At 39.5% G+C, this 20,956-nt stretch carries 8 protein-coding genes; 7 read left to right on the top strand and 1 reads right to left on the bottom strand.

Translation table 11 applies throughout. The features are described 5' to 3' along the window. The first annotated feature begins 269 nt into the window (after positions 1 to 269). A complete protein-coding gene (locus K322_RS0110280) occupies positions 270 to 3,545 on the top strand; it encodes a S41 family peptidase (protein ID WP_026626813.1) in 3,276 nt (1,091 codons plus the stop codon). A 60-nt stretch (positions 3,546 to 3,605) separates the two neighbouring features. Here the strand turns inward: K322_RS0110280 and K322_RS0110275 are convergent, their stop codons facing one another. Continuing rightward, positions 3,606 to 6,104: a sugar-binding domain-containing protein gene (locus K322_RS0110275; protein ID WP_026626812.1), complete on the bottom strand. Its 2,499-nt coding sequence runs from the start codon at positions 6,102 to 6,104 to the stop codon at positions 3,606 to 3,608. A 409-nt stretch (positions 6,105 to 6,513) separates the two neighbouring features. Here K322_RS0110275 and K322_RS0110270 point away from each other — a divergent pair, with 409 nt between their 5' ends. From K322_RS0110270 to K322_RS0110245, 6 genes are all read left to right on the top strand, one after another. Continuing rightward, on the top strand, positions 6,514 to 10,425 hold the full coding sequence (locus tag K322_RS0110270) for a hybrid sensor histidine kinase/response regulator transcription factor (protein ID WP_026626811.1): 3,912 nt from the start codon (positions 6,514 to 6,516) through the stop codon (positions 10,423 to 10,425). 191 nt (positions 10,426 to 10,616) lie between these two features. Continuing rightward, complete coding sequence (locus tag K322_RS0110265) at positions 10,617 to 13,193, top strand: cellulase family glycosylhydrolase (protein WP_035331864.1); 2,577 nt, start codon at positions 10,617 to 10,619, stop codon at positions 13,191 to 13,193. A 62-nt stretch (positions 13,194 to 13,255) separates the two neighbouring features. Beyond that, entirely contained in the window at positions 13,256 to 16,207 is a 2,952-nt protein-coding gene (locus K322_RS0110260; RefSeq protein ID WP_026626809.1) for a SusC/RagA family TonB-linked outer membrane protein, read from the top strand. Positions 16,208 to 16,237: 30 nt separating this feature from the next. Next, complete coding sequence (locus tag K322_RS0110255; protein WP_026626808.1) at positions 16,238 to 17,827, top strand: RagB/SusD family nutrient uptake outer membrane protein; 1,590 nt, start codon at positions 16,238 to 16,240, stop codon at positions 17,825 to 17,827. Positions 17,828 to 17,885: 58 nt separating this feature from the next. After that, positions 17,886 to 19,595 carry a DUF5114 domain-containing protein gene (locus K322_RS0110250; RefSeq protein ID WP_084158562.1) on the top strand — a complete coding sequence of 570 codons (1,710 nt, stop codon included), beginning with the start codon at positions 17,886 to 17,888 and terminating at the stop codon, positions 19,593 to 19,595. A 62-nt stretch (positions 19,596 to 19,657) separates the two neighbouring features. After that, a complete protein-coding gene (locus K322_RS0110245; RefSeq protein ID WP_026626806.1) occupies positions 19,658 to 20,692 on the top strand; it encodes a glycoside hydrolase family 53 protein in 1,035 nt (344 codons plus the stop codon). Positions 20,693 to 20,956 lie beyond the last annotated feature (264 nt).

Below are 20,956 nucleotides of genomic sequence, written 5' to 3'. Positions count from 1 at the left end.
ATAGCATATTGTTATTTTTGTGTAATTGAGGGTATAGACCCCTTTGTATTTTTATCTATAGATAAGGAGTTCTTTTAGGGTCACAGACCTTCTTGTTGAAAAAGCGTCCTCTAAATGGCTGGGATAAAGTAACAGGAGGAAATAATTTGTTTCGGTGTCACTTTTGTTACCTTTTCGTGTAACTTGGAATTGTCCCGCATTAAGAGGTGGCTTAAAACTAACAGAGAACCTTTCAAATACAGATTTGCATCATTTATAAGACTTAATTTATGAAGTATTACTTATTTATGGCTTTTATGCTGTTGTTCGGAGCAACAGCTAAGGCTCAGGAATCTCCATTGTGGATGAGATATTGTTCTATATCCCCCGATGGAAATTACATTGCCTTTTCTTACAAAGGTGATATTTATAAGGTTGCCGTCGGTGGTGGGCGTGCATTACAGTTGACAACACATCCTGCACAGGACACTCGTCCGGTGTGGTCGCCTGATGCGAAGAGCATTGCTTTTGCTTCCGATAGGGAAGGGAGTTTCGATGTATTTCTGGTTTCGTCCGAAGGTGGAACACCTACCCGTCTGACTTCAAATTCCGTTGCCGAATATCCTATCGTATTTAAGGATGCAGCACATGTGCTTTATACAGCTAATGTATTACAGGACGATAAAGACAGTCAATTTCCTTCGGGACAATTTCCTCAGATTTATGAAGTAAGTGTAAGTGGCGGAAGACCGCAGATGTTTTCATCTTTGACAATGGAAGAAATCTCCATAGCTCCGGATGGAAAATCGCTTTTGTATCAGGATAAGAAAGGATATGAAGATCCTTTCCGTAAGCGTCATCAATCGTCTATAACCAGAGATATATGGCTGTGTCAGCTCGGAAAAGACCGTGCTTATCAAAAAATAACCACATTCAGAGGCGAAGACCGCAATCCTGTATGGAATGCCAATGGTCAGTCGTTTTATTATTTGAGCGAGCAAAATGGCTCATTTAATGTATATAAACGAGAGCTCTCAATATCTAAAGATACTCAGTTGACATCTTTCAGCAATAACCCTGTCCGTTTTTTGAGTTCGAGTAAACAGGGTTTACTTTGTTTCTCTTACGATGGAGAAATATACACAATGAAAGAGGGTGGACAACCGTCCAAAGTGGATATAAGGATTGTAACGGATAATCAGGAAAATAAGCTGAAATATATCAACTTTTCGAATGGAGCCCAGGAAATGGCTGTTTCTCCCAACGGAAAAGAAGTGGCTTTCATCATACGTGGAGATGTTTTTGTTTCGTCTGTAGAGTATGGAACTACTAAACGAATAACCAGTACGCCCGATCAAGAGCGCAATGTCTCATTTAGCCCGGATGGACGATCTGTGTTGTATGCGACAGAAAGAGGTGGTGTATGGAATATTTACCAGACAACATTGAGCCGTAAGGAAGATGCTTCGTTTGTGTATGCGAAAGAATTTAAAGAAGAACAGTTGACCAAATCGGATAAAGCTTCGTTTCAACCACTATATTCGCCCGATGGAAAAGAAATTGCTTTTCTTGAAAACCGTACAACACTCAAAGTGTTGAATCTAGCCAGCCGTAAAGTGAGGACTGTGTTGGATGGCAAATTCAATTATTCGTATTCCGATGGTGATCAGTGGTATCAATGGTCTCCTGATAGTAAGTGGATCATGACAGAGTATATCGGTATCGGTGGATGGAACAGTATTGATATGGCTTTGGTAAAAGCTGATGGAAGTGGAGAGGTAAAAGACTTGACTGAAAGTGGATATACTGATGCCAACGGACGTTTTGTTCAGGATGGAAAAGCGATGCTTTGGTTTTCTGACAGAGCTGGATACCGCAGTCATGGAAGCTGGGGTGCTTATATGGATGCCTATATCATGTTCTTCGATAATGAGGCTTATGATAAATTCCGGATGGATAAGGAAGAGTTGGCTCAATTAGAAGATCAGGAGAAAAAAGATAAGAAAAAGAAAGATGACGATAAAGCCAAAGCTGATAAGGATAAAAAGGACAAGAAGGACAAGAAGGGTAAAAAAGACGATAAACCCGCAGATGACAAGAAGAGCAAAGATGTAAAACCTTTGACTTTTGACTTCGAAAACAGCAAAGACCGGGTTATCCGTTTGACTCCTAATTCGTCTTCTATTGCAGATGCCTTACTGAATAAAAAAGGTGATAAACTGTATTATCTGTCGAGATTTGAGAAGGATTATGATCTTTGGGTATATGATCTGAAAGACAAGTCGTCTAAGGTTTTACTGAAAGGAGCCGGTGCCGGACGCTTACAGACAGACAGTATTGAGAAGAATATCTTACTGTTGGCAGGAGATAAACTGCAAAAGATAGATATGGAAAAAGGAACTGTTACTCCTATTAAGATCAATGCACAGTTCGAATATCAACCCGAATCCGAAAGAGCTTATATCTTTGAGCACGTTTGGAGACAGATCAAAGACAAATTTTATGTAACTGATCTGCATGGTGTGGATTGGGATACTTACAAGAAGACTTATGAACGATTCTTACCTCACATTTCTAACAATTATGATTTTTCAGAGATGCTGTCCGAAATGTTAGGTGAGTTGAATGGTTCTCATACCGGAGCAAGGTATTATGCACCTGCTGCACCGATGCAGACTGCTTACTTGGGGGCTTACTTTGATACAGCGTATGACGGAGAAGGATTGAAAGTCTCCGAAGTGATCAAGCAAGGACCTTTGACGATTGCTTCATCTAAAATAACCAGTGGGTCTATTATCTTGAAAATAGATAATCAGCCGATAGAAAAAGGTCAGGATTATTTTCCATTGCTTGCAGGTAAGGTTGGTAAAAAAGTCTTGTTGACTTATAAGGTGACTCCATCTGCGAAAGATTCTGAAATATGGGTAAAACCGATATCGGCAGGGGAGCAATCAGACCTATTATACAAACGTTGGGTTGAGCAACGCCGCGAAATTGTTGATAAACTGTCGGGTGGCCGCATCGGATATGTTCATGTGAGAGGAATGAACAGTGACAGTTTCAGGGAAGTGTATTCTGATTTGCTTGGTCGGTACCGTAATAAAGAGGCTGTAGTGATTGATACACGCCACAATGGCGGTGGATGGCTGCATGATGATTTGGTAACATTGTTAAGCGGAAAAGAGTACCAACGATTCGAACCCCGCGGGCAATACATCGGAAGTGATCCTTATAATAAGTGGTTAAAACCATCTGTTGTACTGATGTGTGAGGACAACTACTCCAATGCTCATGGTTTCCCATGGCTATACAAGGAATTGAAAGTCGGAAAGTTGATCGGAGCTCCCGTTCCCGGAACAATGACCGCTGTTTGGTGGGAAAGACAGATCGATCCGAGCTTGGTATTCGGTGTGCCTCAGGTGGCAGTGAAAGATATGAGAGGGAACTATCTCGAAAATCACGAACTAGAGCCGGATATTGAGGTTTATAACGATCCTGCTTCATCATTGCAAGGTCGAGACCTTCAATTGGAAAAAGCAGTAAATGTATTGTTAGGAAAGAACTAATAGAAAACCCGCTCATTGTAATTTCAATGAGCGGGTTTTTTTTATAATATTTACAGTGGCTTACTTTATGTTGATTGCCGTTTCTACAGGCTTCAACCATGGAGAAGTAAAGCGTACTCTTATTTGTCCTTCTGTTCCATTAGCTTGTATATAAGCTAATATATGACCATGGAATACTCGTTGCTTGTTGTCGGTATAGTCGCTCATGTCTTCATTATTACTTGCCTCAAGTCCTAATAACTTTGCAGGACCAGAGATCTGACAGGTAATTTCGTTGTCTGACAGCATTACAGGTATACCATGTTCATCCACAACCTGTACCACTATCTGAGCTAATCCTTTGTCTTTGCTGATTGAGGTTTCGGATTGTTGAATGGTTAGTGCATATGGCTGATTTGATGATTGAATAGCATACCGGGATACTTCCGATCCGTTTTTATCTAAGCCTACAGCTTCAAGCTTTCCCGCTTGATAAGGGATGTCCCAATATATAATGCCTGTATTATCATCATAGTCTTTGGTCTCACCAACGATCTTTCCGTTCAATTCAAGACGGGCTTTAGCTGCATTTGTATAGCACACCACACGGATAGATTGTCCTTCGGAGTAATTCCATATAGGCCAAGCGTCCATTGAAGGGCTCTTTTCTTCATAGCTTCCACCTTCGTTTTCGGCGTCCAGAGCAGACCATACGTCTTTCATCTGGCTTTTGCTTCCGCGTCCGGGTGTAGGATATGTACCAAGATATGCCATAGGCTTGTCTGACCATAAAGACTGACGGAAATATCCTCTGGGTTTAATAAATCCGCCAAAGTCGAGTAATCCCGAGTAGAATCCTCTTGATGGCCATCTACCCGATTCGCCTAAGTAATCGATACCTGTCCAAAGGAATTGTCCGAAGATGTACTCATTGTCTCTTACATATTTCCATGCTCCTAATTCGTGGCGGTTCTCACTGCCGTATATTACCCTGTTTGGATAGGTCTTGTGATCTTCTGCATACTTGCTTTCTGTATAATTGTATCCTGCTATATCAAGAGCCCCCGGATATTCGGTTTCGTTAGACATCGCAACACCTGCAAGTCCGGCTGTTGTAGGACGAGATTTATCGTATTTCTTTACTGCAGCGACCAATCGTTTAGCTATACCGCCCAAACGCATTGCATCAGGAGCATCCTTTTTGTAGCCGCCGTACATTGCCTGAGTAAATCCGCTTTCGGTTTTTCCGTCCAATACAGGATGGGAATACGGATCATTAGGATAATCAACCTCATTACCTATACTCCAAGCGAATACAGAGAGGTGATTGCGGTCTCGCCGAACCATATCTTCAAGGTCTTTTTCACCCCATTCTTCGAAAAAGTCGAATGATCCTTCAAATCCCGGTGTACCCTGATTCCAGCCTTGCAACCATTTGCGTTTTGGAAATTCCCATTCGTCAAAAGCTTCGTTCAGAACAAGTAATCCTAACTCATCACAAAGTTCATATAAGTCAGGAGCCTGAGGATTATGACTTGTACGGATGGCATTCACTCCGATTTCTTTTAATGTCAATAAGCGTCTTTTCCATACATCACGAGGGACTGCCGAACCTAATACTCCTGCATCATGGTGAAGACATACTCCTTTCATTTTCATCCACTCTCCGTTTAAAGCGAATCCTTTATTGGGGTCGAAAGTGAAAGATCTGAATCCGGTTGTTGTTTCTGATGAATCTATCGTTTTGCCGTCTTTTATAACACTAGTCCGCAATTTATATAAACCAGGTGATGACAGGCTCCATAAGTGAGGATTGGATACTTTTAGGTCAACCTGAACAGATGTTGTTTGATTATTAGCTGCTTGTACTTTCTGAGAACTTTTAGCTACTGTTTTTCCATTAGCTGCTATCAGTTCATTGGTAACTGTCAGTTGAGCTGCTTTAGATTCTGTATTATTGATTTCCACTTCTACTGCCAACACGCCTTGTTTAGCCGAGGCTTGTTTAGGGTATGTATAAACACCCCATTGTGCAATATGTGTCGGATTTGAATATACCAGCCATACATTACGGTAAATGCCCGATCCAGTATACCAGCGTGAATCGGCTGATTGGCTGTGATCGACACGAACCGAAACAGAGTTTTTCTCTCCATACTTTATGTAAGGAGTTGCATCGTACATAAATGAAATATAGCCGTTAGGACGTTTGCCCAGCAGGTGCCCGTTTATGTACACTTCACTTCGGTTATATACTCCTTCGAAGTAAAGATATACCTGTTCTCCCTTTTTGTCGGCAGGAATATTTAATGTTTTACGATACCAGCCTATACCTCCGGGCAGATATCCGGTAGCGCTGGCTAGTGTCGGGCTTAATTGACCTTTCACGCTCCAGTCGTGAGGGAGATCGAGTTTCTGCCAGCGAGAGTCGTCGAAGCTTACAGCTTCCGCTCCTTTTGGGTCACTTAGGGTAAATAACCAGTTATCATTGATTTTTTCGGGCTGTCCGAATGATGTTTGCGCCCAAGTAGATAATGGTATTAGAGTAATGATTAATAGTAATAATTGCTTTTTTATCATACTTATCTTAAGATTTAATGAGGAATTCAAAATTATAGATTCCTGTTACAGATATAGTTCACAAATCCATCATAAAGCACCTTTATTTGATCAAAACAGAATCTTATCAGTGTTTTTGATGAATTTACAGGTAATAGAGAATGATTATTTTGAAACATCCCATCGAATATTTTTTGTTAATTAATTGGTTACATGTTCTATAAAAAAGGTAACAAAGGTTACAGCAAAAATGCATATTTTTCGGTGTCTCTTTTCCCTTTTCAATGTTAACCGGAGACTGATCCGAAAGCCTCTTTTCCTATAGATAAAAATCGGGACGCTTACACTGAATATCTTTTGTTCTATACATTTCTTTATTGTAATGTTAGGCAGATGAAGTATATTTGTTGAAACTCTTGGTTTTCCCGTTATGTATAGATTGTTTTTATTGTTGATTTTGATAAGTTTCTCCAAAATTCCGATTTGGGGACAGGCTGTTAATTATCAGAATTTCAATAATATTGTATTAAGCACTGATGCCTCTACTATCAACTGTTTTTCGCAGGATAATCAGGGCATTATCTGGATGGGAACAAACAAGGGATTGTTTAGCTACGACGGGTATTCTCCACAGTCTCATTTTATATACAATGATCGTTCAAATACACAGATTCACTGCATCCTTATATATGATGGTACATATATGTATCTTGGAACAGACAATGGAATACTCCGATTCAATTATAAAACAGACAGGTATGAGCCTATCGATTTAGGAGGATCATTGACGGATGTGAGAGCCATGGTTAAACAGGGTAATACTCTGTGGATAGGGTCTCTTAACGGATTATATAAATACGATATACCGGCGAAACGGCTTATCGAAATACCGACAGGTTCTAAAACAGGATTGCCTCATAAAACCATCTATTCGCTGATCACTTCACGGGATAATACATTGTATGTGGGGACTTATAACGGATTTTGTAAATTGGACTCAGGTTCGGCTTTATTCGAAAAGATAAACCTACCTGCGGATAGAAGACGAAGCAATCAGTTTATCAATTCGTTGTATGAAGATCAGAAACACGATCATGTCTGGATTGGAACCGAAGGTGCATTGTATAAATACAATCCTCAATCTGAAAAAGTGTTTGATATTAATCAGTTTCATGATAATTCGATAAAATCATTGTCGATGGACAATGACGGATTGCTCTTATTGGCCACAGACAATGGATTGTATACTTATGATCAGCAACACGATCGCATTCAGCATTTAGTACATGACTCACGAAACAGTAAATCTTTGAGCAATAATATTATATGGAGTATTTTTGCCGACCGTACCGGAAATATCTGGCTGGGGACTGATTATGGAATATCGCTGGCATATCATAACCGCAATTATCAGACTGTAAGTATCTCTCAGTTGACAGGTATAGGAGAGGGCAACCGCTTTCATTCTATATATAAGGATTCTCGGGGTAATTTTTGGTTCGGCGGAACCAATGGACTGATTTTTAAACCTGAATCGAAAGAAGGAGTAACCGCTTCGGCTATCTGGTATAGAATGGGGGATAGTCAATATCCGATATCTCACAACCGCATACGTGATATTTATGAAGATAAAGATCATAATCTGTGGATAGCGACCGATGGCAGCATCAGCAGGTTCGATTATTCGAAAAGGCAATTTGTCAATTACAGTATTGTGGACAGTACACAAGCTTTTAACTCTAACTGGGCATATTATATTTTTGAAGATGATAAAAAACAACTTTGGATAGCCACCTGCTTGGGAGGGATATTTGTTGTGGATAAAGAAAAACTACTGAGCTCTCAGGGCAATTATGTAGCGGAAAAACATTACTCGGTGCAAAATGGACTGAGCGGCAACTTTGTAAATCAGATTCTCTCCGACCATTACGGAAATGTATGGGTACTGCTTCATAATAATGGAATAAATAAGATAGATGCCCGTTCGGGAGTTGTCTCGAAAATACATTTAGGCGACAAAGATGATAAAGTTGTACCTAACTACCTCATAAAAGATTCTGAAGGATCTATCTGGATAGGATACAGAGGAGGGCTTACCAATATTGATCCTAAAACCAATAATACCCATTCGATAAAATTCGATATATACGGAAATAACGAGATATTGTCTATGACCGAAGTATATAACAATATTTGGGTATCGACCACTGATGGTATCTGGGCAGTTGATAAAAAGTCGTACAGCCTTCAAAAACTGGATATAGCAAATAAGGCATTTACCTGTTCGTTCTTCGATAAGGAAACCAATAAAATATACATGGGTGGAGTAGACGAATATACGATACTTTCACCTGAAATACTTAATAAGAAGGTGAATGATAATCCTATTGTTCTGACTGCAATCTATGTAAACGATAAATTATATAATGCTGCAGACAATCACAATGGAAACAATATCCGTTATATAAATGAAATATATCTGGATTATACCCAAAACAATATCCTGTTCGATTTTTCGGATTTGTCGTTTGCCGAAGGCAGTATCAGTTCTTTCGTATATAAACTGGACGGGGTAGAGGATAAATGGAATATAATCAAACAAAATACAAACCGTATTTCATATACAAACTTAGAATATGGAAGGTACACCCTTCTTGTCAGTAAGTTGGATGCTTACGGTAAGCCTTCGGAAAATATGTTCCGATTCCATATAAACATAACTCCTCCTTGGTATTACACTGTTTGGGCTAAATCGGTGTATATTCTCTTGGTATTGGGTTTTATTATGTGGATTATTAATTTCTTCAGGGTAAGGAACAACCTCAGAATAGAGCGGATTGAAAAAGAGAAAACGGTAGAATTGACTAATCTTAAGATGGACTTTTTTACCAATGTTTCTCATGAGTTTAAAACTCCGTTGAGTTTGATCATTGCTCCTGTGAGTAAACTGCTGCACGAGACAAAAGACAGCCATAAGAAAAAAGAGCTGGAAGTAATCCAGAAAAATGCATTAAAAATAAATTCACTGATAAGGCAGATCATCGATTTCAACCGTTCGGAGAGTACAAGTTCGGGACAGATACTATCGAGGGTCGAAATTGTAGAGTTTGCCCGCAGCTTGTTTTCGGTATATGAAGACGGATATAGAGATAAAGGACTCTCCTTTTTATTCTCATCGAATAAAGAGCGTATTTATATGGATGTGGATGTCCTTAAAATAGAAGCGGTACTCAATAACTTGCTGACAAATGCCTGTAAATACACCGACGAAGGAGTGATTAACCTCTCTCTTATTTATAATGAAGAATCGGGATTTGTAGATCTTGAGGTCAGGGATACCGGTATAGGCATTCCCGAAAATGAAGTTCGTTATGTGTTTGAACGTTTTTATCAGTCGTCTAAAACTGCCGGAGATAAAGAAGGAACAGGTATCGGGTTATATCTGGTGAAATTATATACCGAGCAGCATCACGGATATATTAAGATCCAGTCGGTAGAGAATAAAGGTACATCTGTAACGGTAGGTCTACCCGTTTCCGATTATTCTGCTGCGGATATTGAACAACGTTCCGTAATTTTGGACGATCTGCCATATGTGCTTATTGTCGAAGATAATAACGAGATTGCCAATTTTATATGCCAGACTTTGTCTGATGGTTTTCGGTGCGAAATAGCTCATAACGGAAAGCAAGGACTGGATATGTGTTTAAGAACTAATCCGGCGTTGGTTATTGCAGATGTTATGATGCCTATTATGGATGGTATGGAGATGGTGCGCCATATCAGGAAAAATGTTCCGACATCTACTATCCCGATTATTCTGCTGACGGCGAAAGATGATAAAAGAACCGAATTGGATAGCATTGAACTTGCTGTCGATGCATTCATGCCTAAGCCCTTTGACCCTCAGATGCTTCGCTCTAAAGTAGAACAGCTTCTCAATACATCCAAACGGATGGAATCTAAAATAAGGATGGAGACAATAGCAGCACCTCAAATTATGGAGGTTACATCTCCGGACGAAAAATTTTTATCGGCAATTACTCAGATTGTCGAGGACCGTATAGCTGATCCCGATCTGAATGTTAGTGCGCTTAGTTCTTTGTCTGGAGTAGGTTCGAAACAAATCTATCGAAAAATAAAACTTCTCACAGGACTCTCTCCTGTTGAATATATCCGGTCTATACGCATCAAAAAAGCGGCGATATTGTTAAGTCAGAACAAATTTACGATCTCCGAAGTAATGTATATGGTCGGATTTTCGAATCACTCTTATTTCTCTAAATGTTTTCAGGCTGAATTCGGTAAAACTCCCCGCCAATTTTTAAGCGAAAATAATTAGGTGCTGATTGTCAGTGTTATATCATCTTTTTGCAGATTGGTTAAATCTGCGTAGTGTCCGTTTTGTGTTCTTATACGTCTAGTTTGTGCTGTTTGTTTTTCATGTTGTCCGGTATATTTGTCTTCATCTTGAATTGCAAATTGATTCGATTGTTGAATCAGTAAAACAGTCTGAGACCTTAACCGAAAACCATGAATACAACTTTAAAAAAATCAATCGCAACGTTCTGTTGCCTGCTCTCATTTATGGGAGTCTCGTCTCAAAACGAAAAAAATATCCCTGTTATTGATATAGGTAAAGATGGTGTTATGCGCTGGTCGGACAGTCATAAGGAAGCCTCTTTTTATGGAGTGAATTATACACTTCCGTTTGCGCATGCTTATAGAGCTATGTCTTATCTTGGTCAGGATCGTAAAGAAGCCATCGATAAAGATGTTTATCACTTTGCCCGCTTGGGATTCAATGCTTACCGTATACACGTTTGGGATGTTGAAATCTCCGATGCAAAAGGACAGCTTTTGCCAAATGATCATCTCGATCTGCTGGATTATTTAATAGCTAAACTGAGGGAACGTAATATCAGGGTATTGATCACAACCATGACTAATTTCGGAAATGGTTATCCCGAAAGAAATATCAATACAGGTGCATTTTCTTATCTGTACGACAAATGTAAAATACATAGTACACCCGCAGCTATTGAAGCTCAGAAAAATTATATCGGACAGTTTGTTCAGCATGTCAATCCATATACCAAGAAATCGTATAAAGATGATCCGTATATAATAGGCTTCGAAATTAATAACGAGCCCTGTCATTCCGATACGCCGAAACAAACGGAAGAGTATATTAATTCGATGCTTGAAGCCTTAAAGAAAGCCGGAAATAAAAAACCTGTTTTTTATAATGTGAGCCACAATATGGGTCATGTTGGGGCTTATTTCAATACGGCAATAAAAGGCACAACATATCAGTGGTATCCGATAGGCTTAGTAGCCGGACATACCCGAAAAGGTAATTTTCTCCCTTTTGTAGATAATTATGGTATACCATTTTCTAATACAAAAGGATTTGCCGAGAAAGCCAAAGCTGTTTATGAATACGATCCGGCTGATATTACCTATTCTTATATGTATCCGGCTATGACTCGGAGCTTCAGGTCTCAGGGTTTTCAATGGATTACTCAGTTTGCTTATGATCCGATAGATATGGCATGGGCAAATACCGAGTATCAGACACATTTTCTGAATTTGGCTTATACACCTAATAAAGCCTTGAGTATGAAAATCGCTGCTGAGGTAGCTTATTCTGTTCCAATGAATAAGAAGTATCCTAAATATCCGAATGATACGGTTTTTGATAAATTCAGAGTCAGTTATGCTCAGGATTTGAGTGAATTGAATTCGAATGATAAGTTTTTCTATTCAAATAATACGAATACCAGACCTTTGTCTGTTGATCATTTACAGGAGATAGCCGGATACGGAAATTCACCAGTCGTAAAATATGAAGGAACAGGTGCTTACTTTCTCGATAAACTCGAAGATGGAGTTTGGAGACTCGAAGTAATGCCTGATGCGGTGCAGGTACAAGATCCTTTTGAAAAACCATCATTAAAGAAAGAAGTAGTGACTATTGCATGGAATAACTGGAATATGTCGGTAAACTTACCTTCGCTGGGTGCAGATTATTCAATCAAAGGAATCAATCGGGAAAATAACTTTTCGGCAACAGCCCTTGGCGGTACTTTTACTGTTGCTCCCGGTGTATATCTTTTAACGAAAGCAGGTTATTCTCCCTCTCATAAATGGAATGCCGGCAGTGCTTGGAAAAACTTCCTGTTAGGAGAATATGTCGCACCGGCTGAACGTGCAAAGACTTTTTCGGTTGTACATAATCCTGCTTCAGTAATAGAAAAAGGAAAGTCATCACAAATAGAGGCTCAGATTGTTGGTCCTTCTTTTCCTGATTCGGTCATAATCTATACCGATAAGGTCTCATTCTGGAATGATAAAAATCCTTATGTAAAGATGCAAAGGGTTCACGGATATACCTATGATGCTGTTATTCCGGCTGAAATGATAACCGGCAATATGTTGCGTTATAATATAGTTGTCTGCAAAGACGATAAAAAATATACTTATCCGGCAAATGTAGAGGGGGATCCTTTAGATTGGGATTTTTACAAAAACTCTTATTGGGAGACAAATATTGTATCTGCCGATAGCCCTTTGCAATTAGTGAAAGTAACAGATGGATACAGTGGAATAGAGGTGTATGGAATTCCTGAGACATCTTATATTTCGGCTCAACTGGATAATTCAGATCTTCAAAAGCCCGCTTCACTGCTTTTCACACTGAATAAAAAAGATACTGATGCCTGTTTCTACTGGAAAAAATACATCAAAGATAATGTCTCTACCCGTCCAACGGCTTTGGCTGATGCAAAAGAGCTTTTTGTGAGTGTGAAAAAATCCGATAGAATCAATAACCTGAATGTGGGTTTTATCACTTCCGACGGTTTGTCTTATTCTGCTAATATTTCTCTGTCAGCAGGTGAGCAGGTATACCGGATTCCGTTGAAAGATTTGAAATTAGGAAAGACGGCTATTTTGCCGGCTCCATATCCGACATTTCTCGATAGATATTTCACACCAGATACAGATATTGTGTTTGATGTCCGTAAAATAGAAACTCTGGAGTTGTCAACAGATCAGTCTGTACCTGATGGGGCAGAGCTACAATTAAATAGTATTTGGCTGGAATAAAGGTCTCAGACCTATTTTCGAAATTTAGTATAATATACCTTTAACTTAATATTTTTACATCCATGAAAAAATGTAATAAACCAGTTCGTTCTCTTTTCTTGGTGATGTTATTACTGCTGATATTACCATTGGCGGTACATGCTCAGACCAAAAAAGTATCGGGAATTGTTACTGATGAAACAAATGAGCCCTTGATCGGTGTAACCGTTGTGGTTCCCGAGACTACTGTCGGTGTAACTACCGATATTGACGGGCGTTATACAATAACTCTTCCTGATGGTAAGAATCAGATCCGTTTTTCGTTTCTGGGCTGTGAGACTCAAACCTTAACAGTTACCGGTGCGACTATCAACGTAAAGATGATGCCGCAGTCCAATACACTGACCGATGTTGTAGTAATCGGTTACGGTACAATCCGTAAAAGTGACCTTACAGGTTCGGTAAGTAATGTGAGCAGCAAAGACTTTAATGCTGGAGTAAGTTCTCCCGAACAGCTTATCAATGGCAAGGTTTCAGGAGTACAGATTATGAGCAACAGCGGTTCGCCTACAGCCGGAAGTACAATCCGTATTCGTGGTGGTGCTTCGCTTAATGCCAGTAACGACCCTCTTATTGTATTAGATGGTGTGCCGTTGGAAAGCGGAGGTATCAGCGGTAATACAGGAAACTTCCTTAGTTTGATCAACCCTTCTGATATAGAGAGTATGAGTATCCTTAAAGATGCATCATCTACAGCAATCTATGGCTCGAGAGCTTCAAACGGTGTAATTATCATTACTACCAAAAAAGGAACTAACAGTGGTCTTAAAGTATCTTTTAATACAACATTCTCTACTCAAACCCGTACAAAGATGGCTGATATGCTGAGCCGTAATCAGTTTGTCGATGTTATAAATGCAAACGGAACAGCAGACCAAAAAGCTCTTTTAGGCGATGCATCTACCAATTGGAACGATCAGATATTCCGCACTGTATTTGGTACAGATAATAATGTAAGCATAGCAGGGCGTGTGACTCCTAATATGCCGATACGTGTATCACTCGGATATTACAATCAGAATGGACTTCTGCTTCGCGACAATGCAGAGCGTTATACGAGCAGTGTGTCTCTTTCTCCTTCATTCCTCAACGATTACCTGAAATTCAATTTCAATGTAAAAGGTTCTCTTAATAATAACCAGTTTGCAAATAGTGATGCAATATGGGCTGCATCGACTTTCAATCCTACATTACCGATATACTCTGATGATGCAACTTTTGGCGGATATAACGAAGCTATAGATAATACTAATAATCCGGTGAATGGTGGTGTGCGTAATCCTAAAGGTTTGGTAAAACAATATGATGCCCAAAGTAAAGTGAAACGTGTGATAACAAATGCAGATGTAGATTATAAAATGCATTTTTTACCCGATCTTAAATTTCATACAACTTTAGGTTATGATTATGCAGAAGGTAAGGGTTATGTATATGTACCGGCTGAGGCTGCTCAATATTATACAACATCGGGGCGTAACTATGATTACGGGCCACAGAAGAGCTCTAACCGTTTATTGACATCTTACTTTAATTATAATAAAGTATTTTCTTCAATTAAAAGTAATTTCGATGCAACAGCCGGTTATGACTATCAGTTCTGGAAAACAACTACTCCCTTATATTCAGAATTGAATACTTTGGGAGAAATACAGACAACTATATCAGCAAAAGACGAGCGTCACTCTTTGATTTCGTATTACGGTCGCGTTAATTATTCGTATGATTCGCGTTATATGTTGACTGCTACAGTGCGTCGTGATGGAACTTCTCGTTTTAATAAGGATAACCGTTGGGGTACATTCCCATCCGTAGCTTTAGGCTGGAGGATGACCGAAGAATCTTTCTTGAGAGATAATAAGGTATTGAGTAATCTTAAACTGCGTGCCAGCTATGGTATAACAGGACAGCAAGAAGGAATCGGTAATTACAAATATCTACCGGTATATACTTATAGTCAGGATGGAGCACAAGTGCAGTTTGGCGATCAGTGGTACTATTCATACCGCCCTAAAGCATATGTGTCGGATCTGAAATGGGAAACAACAACTTCGTGGAACTTTGGTTTCGATTTTGGATTTCTCAAAGACCGCATTACCGGTAGTTTTGATTTTTATACCCGTCAGACCAAAGATTTGTTAGCTACAGTACCTGCCGCTGCAGGAACCAACTTCAATAAAAAAATATTAACGAATGTCGGCAATGTAGATAGCCATGGTATAGAATTTTCATTAAATGCGACTCCTATCGAAACAAAAGACCTTACATGGGATGTGAGTTATAATATGACATGGCAGAAAATGAAAGTGAAAAACCTTTCGGTAGTTAAAGGCGGTGCTTCAACCAACACTTTGGTAGGGCCTACAATCGACAGCTACAACTTTCAGGTATTGACAGAAGGATATGAGCCATATATGTTTTATGTATATCATCAGCTGTATGACGACAAAACAGGAAAACCGATAGAAGGTGCTTATGCAGACCTTAATAATGACGGTGTAATCAATTCGAGCGACTTGTACCGTTATCATTCACCTGCCCCCGATTTTATATTCGGTTTGAGTACATCTTTACGCTATAAAAAATGGAATCTGGGAATGAGTTTTCGTGCTAATGTAGGCAACTATGTATATAATGGTATGGCTATGAATAGCGGAGCTTGGAGTACTGTTAGTTACAACTCTTACCAATTGAATAATTTATCGAAAAGCTATTTGTCGACAGGCTTTAATAACCGCCAGTATTTATCGGACTATTATGTAGAGAATGCTTCATTCCTGAAAATGGATAACCTTTCTCTGGGATATAATTTCGGACGCATCACCAACTGGTGTTCTCTTAATGTGAGCGCAATGGTTCAGAATGTATTTTGTATAACCAATTATAGTGGGGTCGATCCTGAAGTACCTAATGGTGTGGATGTTTCATTCTATCCACGTCCACGGACTTATTCGATTAATCTCGGATTTGAGTTTTAAGGTCTTATTAAGAAATAAAAAAATATTACGATGAAAAAATCATTATATATATTGCTGGCGGTATTTATGGGTACATTATATTCTTGTACCGATGACCTGAACCAGAGCCCTCACGAGGAAACTACATCAGAAAGTGTATATACCAGTGCCGCAAATTACAAATCGGTTTTAGCTAAATTATATGCTTCGTTTGTTACTACAGGACAGGAAAAGGGAGGAGGTTCTGGCGAAAGTCTCGATCTCGAAAGTAATACGGGGCAGGATTATATGCGCTGTTATTTCAACTTACAGGAGTGCGCTACAGACGAACTGGCTTCTACCTGGCTCGAAGGAGACAAAGTGTCGGATCTGACATTCTTTACATGGGATGCCAATGATCCCTGGGTTTCGGATATGTATTACCGTATTTATTATACAATCGCTCTTTGTAACGAGTTGCTGCGTAATGCAGGAGACAGTCAGATTTCTAAATTTACAGAAAGCGAACAGGCCGATATTCGCCATTACAGAGCCGAAGCCCGTTTTATCAGGGCATTGGCGTATTATCATGCGATGGACTTATACCGCAACATACCGTTTGTAACGGAAGCCGATGCCGTAGGAAGTTTTACACCTCCTCGTTATACAGCATCTCAGGTATTCGAATATATAGAAAGCGAACTGGAAGACATCGACAATGATCTGTTATCGAGAGACGAATGTGAATACGGACGTGCCCCCAAAGATGCAGCTTATGCCTTATTGGCTCGGCTTTATCTGAATGCCGAAGTATATACCGGAACTGCCCGTTATACCGATTGTATCACTTATTGTAAAAAAGTGATAGCCGATGGATATACATTGGAATCTGATTACAAAAAATTGTTCAATGCGGATAATGATAAACGTACAAATGAAATTATATTTTCATTTCCGGTCGATGCTACACATACCGTATCATGGGGTTCTACAACATATATTATCTGTGGAGCGGTGAGTAATACATCTGATTACCAAAAGGCTGCAGACTACGGTGTGACCAGCGGATGGGGGATGTTCAGAATAAGAGGTGAAGTTCCGGCTTTGTTCTCCGATAAAGACGGCCGTGCCCTTTTCTTCAAAGAAGGACAGACTCAATATCTGGATGTAATCGACAATCAGAGTAATGGATACTTTGTTGAAAAATGGACTAACCTTACTGATGCCGGAGTGGCTGCATCTAATACTGTAGATGGTGGTGTAAATACCGATTTTCCTGTATTCCGTTTGGCTGATGTTTATCTGATGCTTGCCGAATCTGTGATTCGTGGCGGTTCGGGTAGTTCTACAACTGAGGCGTTGGGTTATGTTAATGACTTGCGTAAACGTGCTTTTGGAGATAATTATGCAAGTGAAGGAACAGTTAAGCAATCGGAATTTACAAAAGACTTTATTCTGAATGAACGTGCCCGCGAACTTTATTGGGAAGGTATACGCCGTACCGATCTTATCCGTTATGGTAAGTTTACAACTTCATCTTATATCTGGCAGTGGAAAGGCGGAACAGTAGACGGGATGGCGGTAGATAGTAAATATAATATTTATCCTATTCCTACAACCGATCTTACCGCTAACCCTAATTTGTATAATGAAGATTATTAAGGCCTCAAACCTTTTTCTGTAACTTAATATATTGATTAATAAAATGAAACAAAAATATATGAAAGCACTAAGAGCAATGAAGACTATCTGTGCTATGCTGATGATGGTCTTATTAGCTGCATCTTGCGATAAAGATGGAGATAATATTCTGCTTTCCGGTTTAGAGGGCGGCAAGTTGGTTGCTATGGAAAATGAAGTGAAACTCACTCAGGAGACATCCAAACAGCTGGCTTTGTCTTTGGCTTGGAGCAACAGCACATTGTCGATCAATAATCCGAATATGGATGTCCCCGATATCCTGACTACTTATATACAGGTTTCGACCGAAAGCGATTTCTCTTCGAATGTAGTAGAATCTCTAGAAACAACTACATCAAAGGCTTATACGGGAGCCGAACTGAATACTGTAACTAAAAATCTATCGGTAGAGGGCGGTGTGTCGACTGTTCTTTATTTCAGACTGAAGGGAAGTATCGGTAATAATATAGATCCTGTTTACAGTAATGTAGTGGAAGTAAAAGTAACTTCTTATACCATCGATATGTCGAATGGCTATATTCTGAACAGTAAAATGGAAGAAACCGGAGGTTATTTGTATTCTGCTGCATCAAACGGTGTTTATTCCGGATTTATGGGAGCTACAGCATGGTATAATTACTATTTGAAAGAAGGTGATGGTACTATATGGGGTAATGATGGTGTAGATGGAACTGCTTTTCTTATGTCTTCTGAAAATGATACAGACAAGCGTTGGAATTTCTGGTTCCCCGGAGAAGGTGGTTGTTATTATGTTGAAGTAAATACACCGAAAAAAGTTTGGTCTGCATTACTTATTCCTACTTTGACAGTTAGCGGAGATGTAAATGCCGAGATGGTATTCGACAGAGCTAATCTGAAATGGACTACTACTATCAATGCTGCAACAGCAAAAACATTAAAACTGAAACTGAACGGAACAGGTAAACAATACGATTATTCGACAGGAGACAGTGCTCCGGTTACGACTTCGGTTGCGTTCTCTCAAAGTGGAACATCTTTGGCTTTGTCTGCTCAGGCAGGAGAAATAGCAGTGGCTGTTCCGGCTGCCGGAGAATATGCGTTGACTGTGGATTTAAGTAATCCCAAAGAATGGAAATGTGAAGTTGTTTCGGGATCTTCCGGCCCTGTAGAGGTGAGCAGCTATTTATATTTATCCGGTATAGATGACGGTATTAACGGGGGAAGTTGGACTTTTGATAATTTCCTGAATTTATACAATGAAGATGATCTTGCATATGCCGGTGTTATTAATGTCAACTCTCTTTGGGGATATGGGGTCTATACAGAGAAAGATAATTGGGATAGTGCTTATAAACAGGCTTCGGGAGATGCATTTTCCGGTACTTTAGTATCCGGAGGATCAACCAGCATTCCTGCACCTACAGCTGGCTTATATCTTTTTGATGTATCAATGAAAGCATTGACTTACAAATTATCTGCGGTTGGCAGCAGTATATATGTATCCGGATTGAATGAGTTGTGGGATTTCTCGACAGTTCTTTCCGCAACCTCTAATACCGGAGAATATAGCGGTAATGTAACAATAACGAAAGCTTCGCAGTACGGATTTCAGATACATTTAGATATTTCATGGAATCATTATTTCGGAGGATCTAATGGTAAACTGAGTTATAAGGGAAATAACCTGACTGAAGATAAAACTTTGGCTGCCGGTACTTATAAAATGACGGTGAATCTGATAAAAGGTACATATAGTATCACTAAATGATATGTATATAACCGACTATGTATTGCATAGTCGGTCGATAAATAACTAAAGAACAGAATAATATGAAATTGAAATATATTTTAATAGCTATAACCTCGATGTTATTTTCATTCACCGCATGCAGTGACGATGATAATAACGGAGGAAAAGAGCAGCCTTCATATGATATGACAGGTTTTGCAAAAGGTGCAGATGTGAGTTGGCTGACCGAAATGGAAAAGTCGGGTTTGAAATTTTATAACTCTGCAGGACGTGAAACCGAATGTATGACCTTGCTTCGCGATTTGGGAGTGAACTCTATCAGGCTTCGTGTGTGGGTTAATCCTACTGATGGTTGGTGCAACAAGAGCGATATGCTGGTGAAAGCCTGGCGGGCAAATGCTTTGGGCATGCGTGTTATGGTCGATTTTCATTATAGCGATACTTGGGCTGATCCCGGAAAACAAACAAAGCCTGCAGCTTGGCAGAATCTTTCTTTTGATGAACTGAAAACTGCAGTTGCTTCTCATACAACAGAAGTATTACAAGCTCTAAAGGATCTGAGTATTACACCAGAATGGGTTCAGGTCGGAAACGAAACAGGTAATGGTATGCTGTGGGAAGACGGTAAAGCTACCGATAATATGGCTCAATATGCCCAGTTGACCAATGCAGGATATGATGCTGTTAAGGGAGTTTTTCCGGATGCTAAAGTGATCGTACACCTGCAAAGTGGGGATGATAACGAAATGTTTCGTTGGTTATTTGATGGCTTAAAAGCAAACGGAGGTAAATGGGATGTGATAGGGATGTCTCTTTATCCTCAGGCCGATACATGGAAGGAGATGAACACTGCATGTCTTGCCAATATAAACGATATGATAAGCCGTTATGGATCGGATATTATGCTTTGCGAAGTGGGTATGCCTTGGGATGGGGCAGAGGATTGCAAAGAATTTCTCACAGATCTTGTGGCTAAAATAAAAGCTGTGGCTAACGATAAATGTTTAGGCATATTTTATTGGGAACCTCAGGCTTATAACGGTTGGAACGCTTATACTTTGGGGGCATTTGATAATACAGGAAAACCTACGGTTGCCCTTGATGCATTTAAGTAACGGAAAGTATTTAATGTCGCATTTTAAAGTTATAACTATCAATGGCTGTTATACTTGGATGGGCAAATAAATAGGTCTGTGACTTAAAGAATAGATTTTGAAAATATTATCTATAAGACGAAAGTCTTTGAATGATTGAAATAAATGTAGGGGCGAATAATCTTTCGACCCTACGGAATCCGTTAAATATTATTTCAAGAGAAGAAAAGAAGAATTCTAAAAATAGTGTCAATTTTGTAACCTTTGTCACTTTTTGGTTGTGTA

It is taken from the genome of Indolivaga capnocytophagoides DSM 22835 (assembly GCF_000426485.1).
GTDB lineage: Bacteria > Bacteroidota > Bacteroidia > Bacteroidales > Dysgonomonadaceae > Dysgonomonas_A > Dysgonomonas_A capnocytophagoides.
The sequence above is the reverse complement of the archived record's forward strand: the minus strand, read 5'-3'. Positions and strand labels throughout refer to the sequence as shown.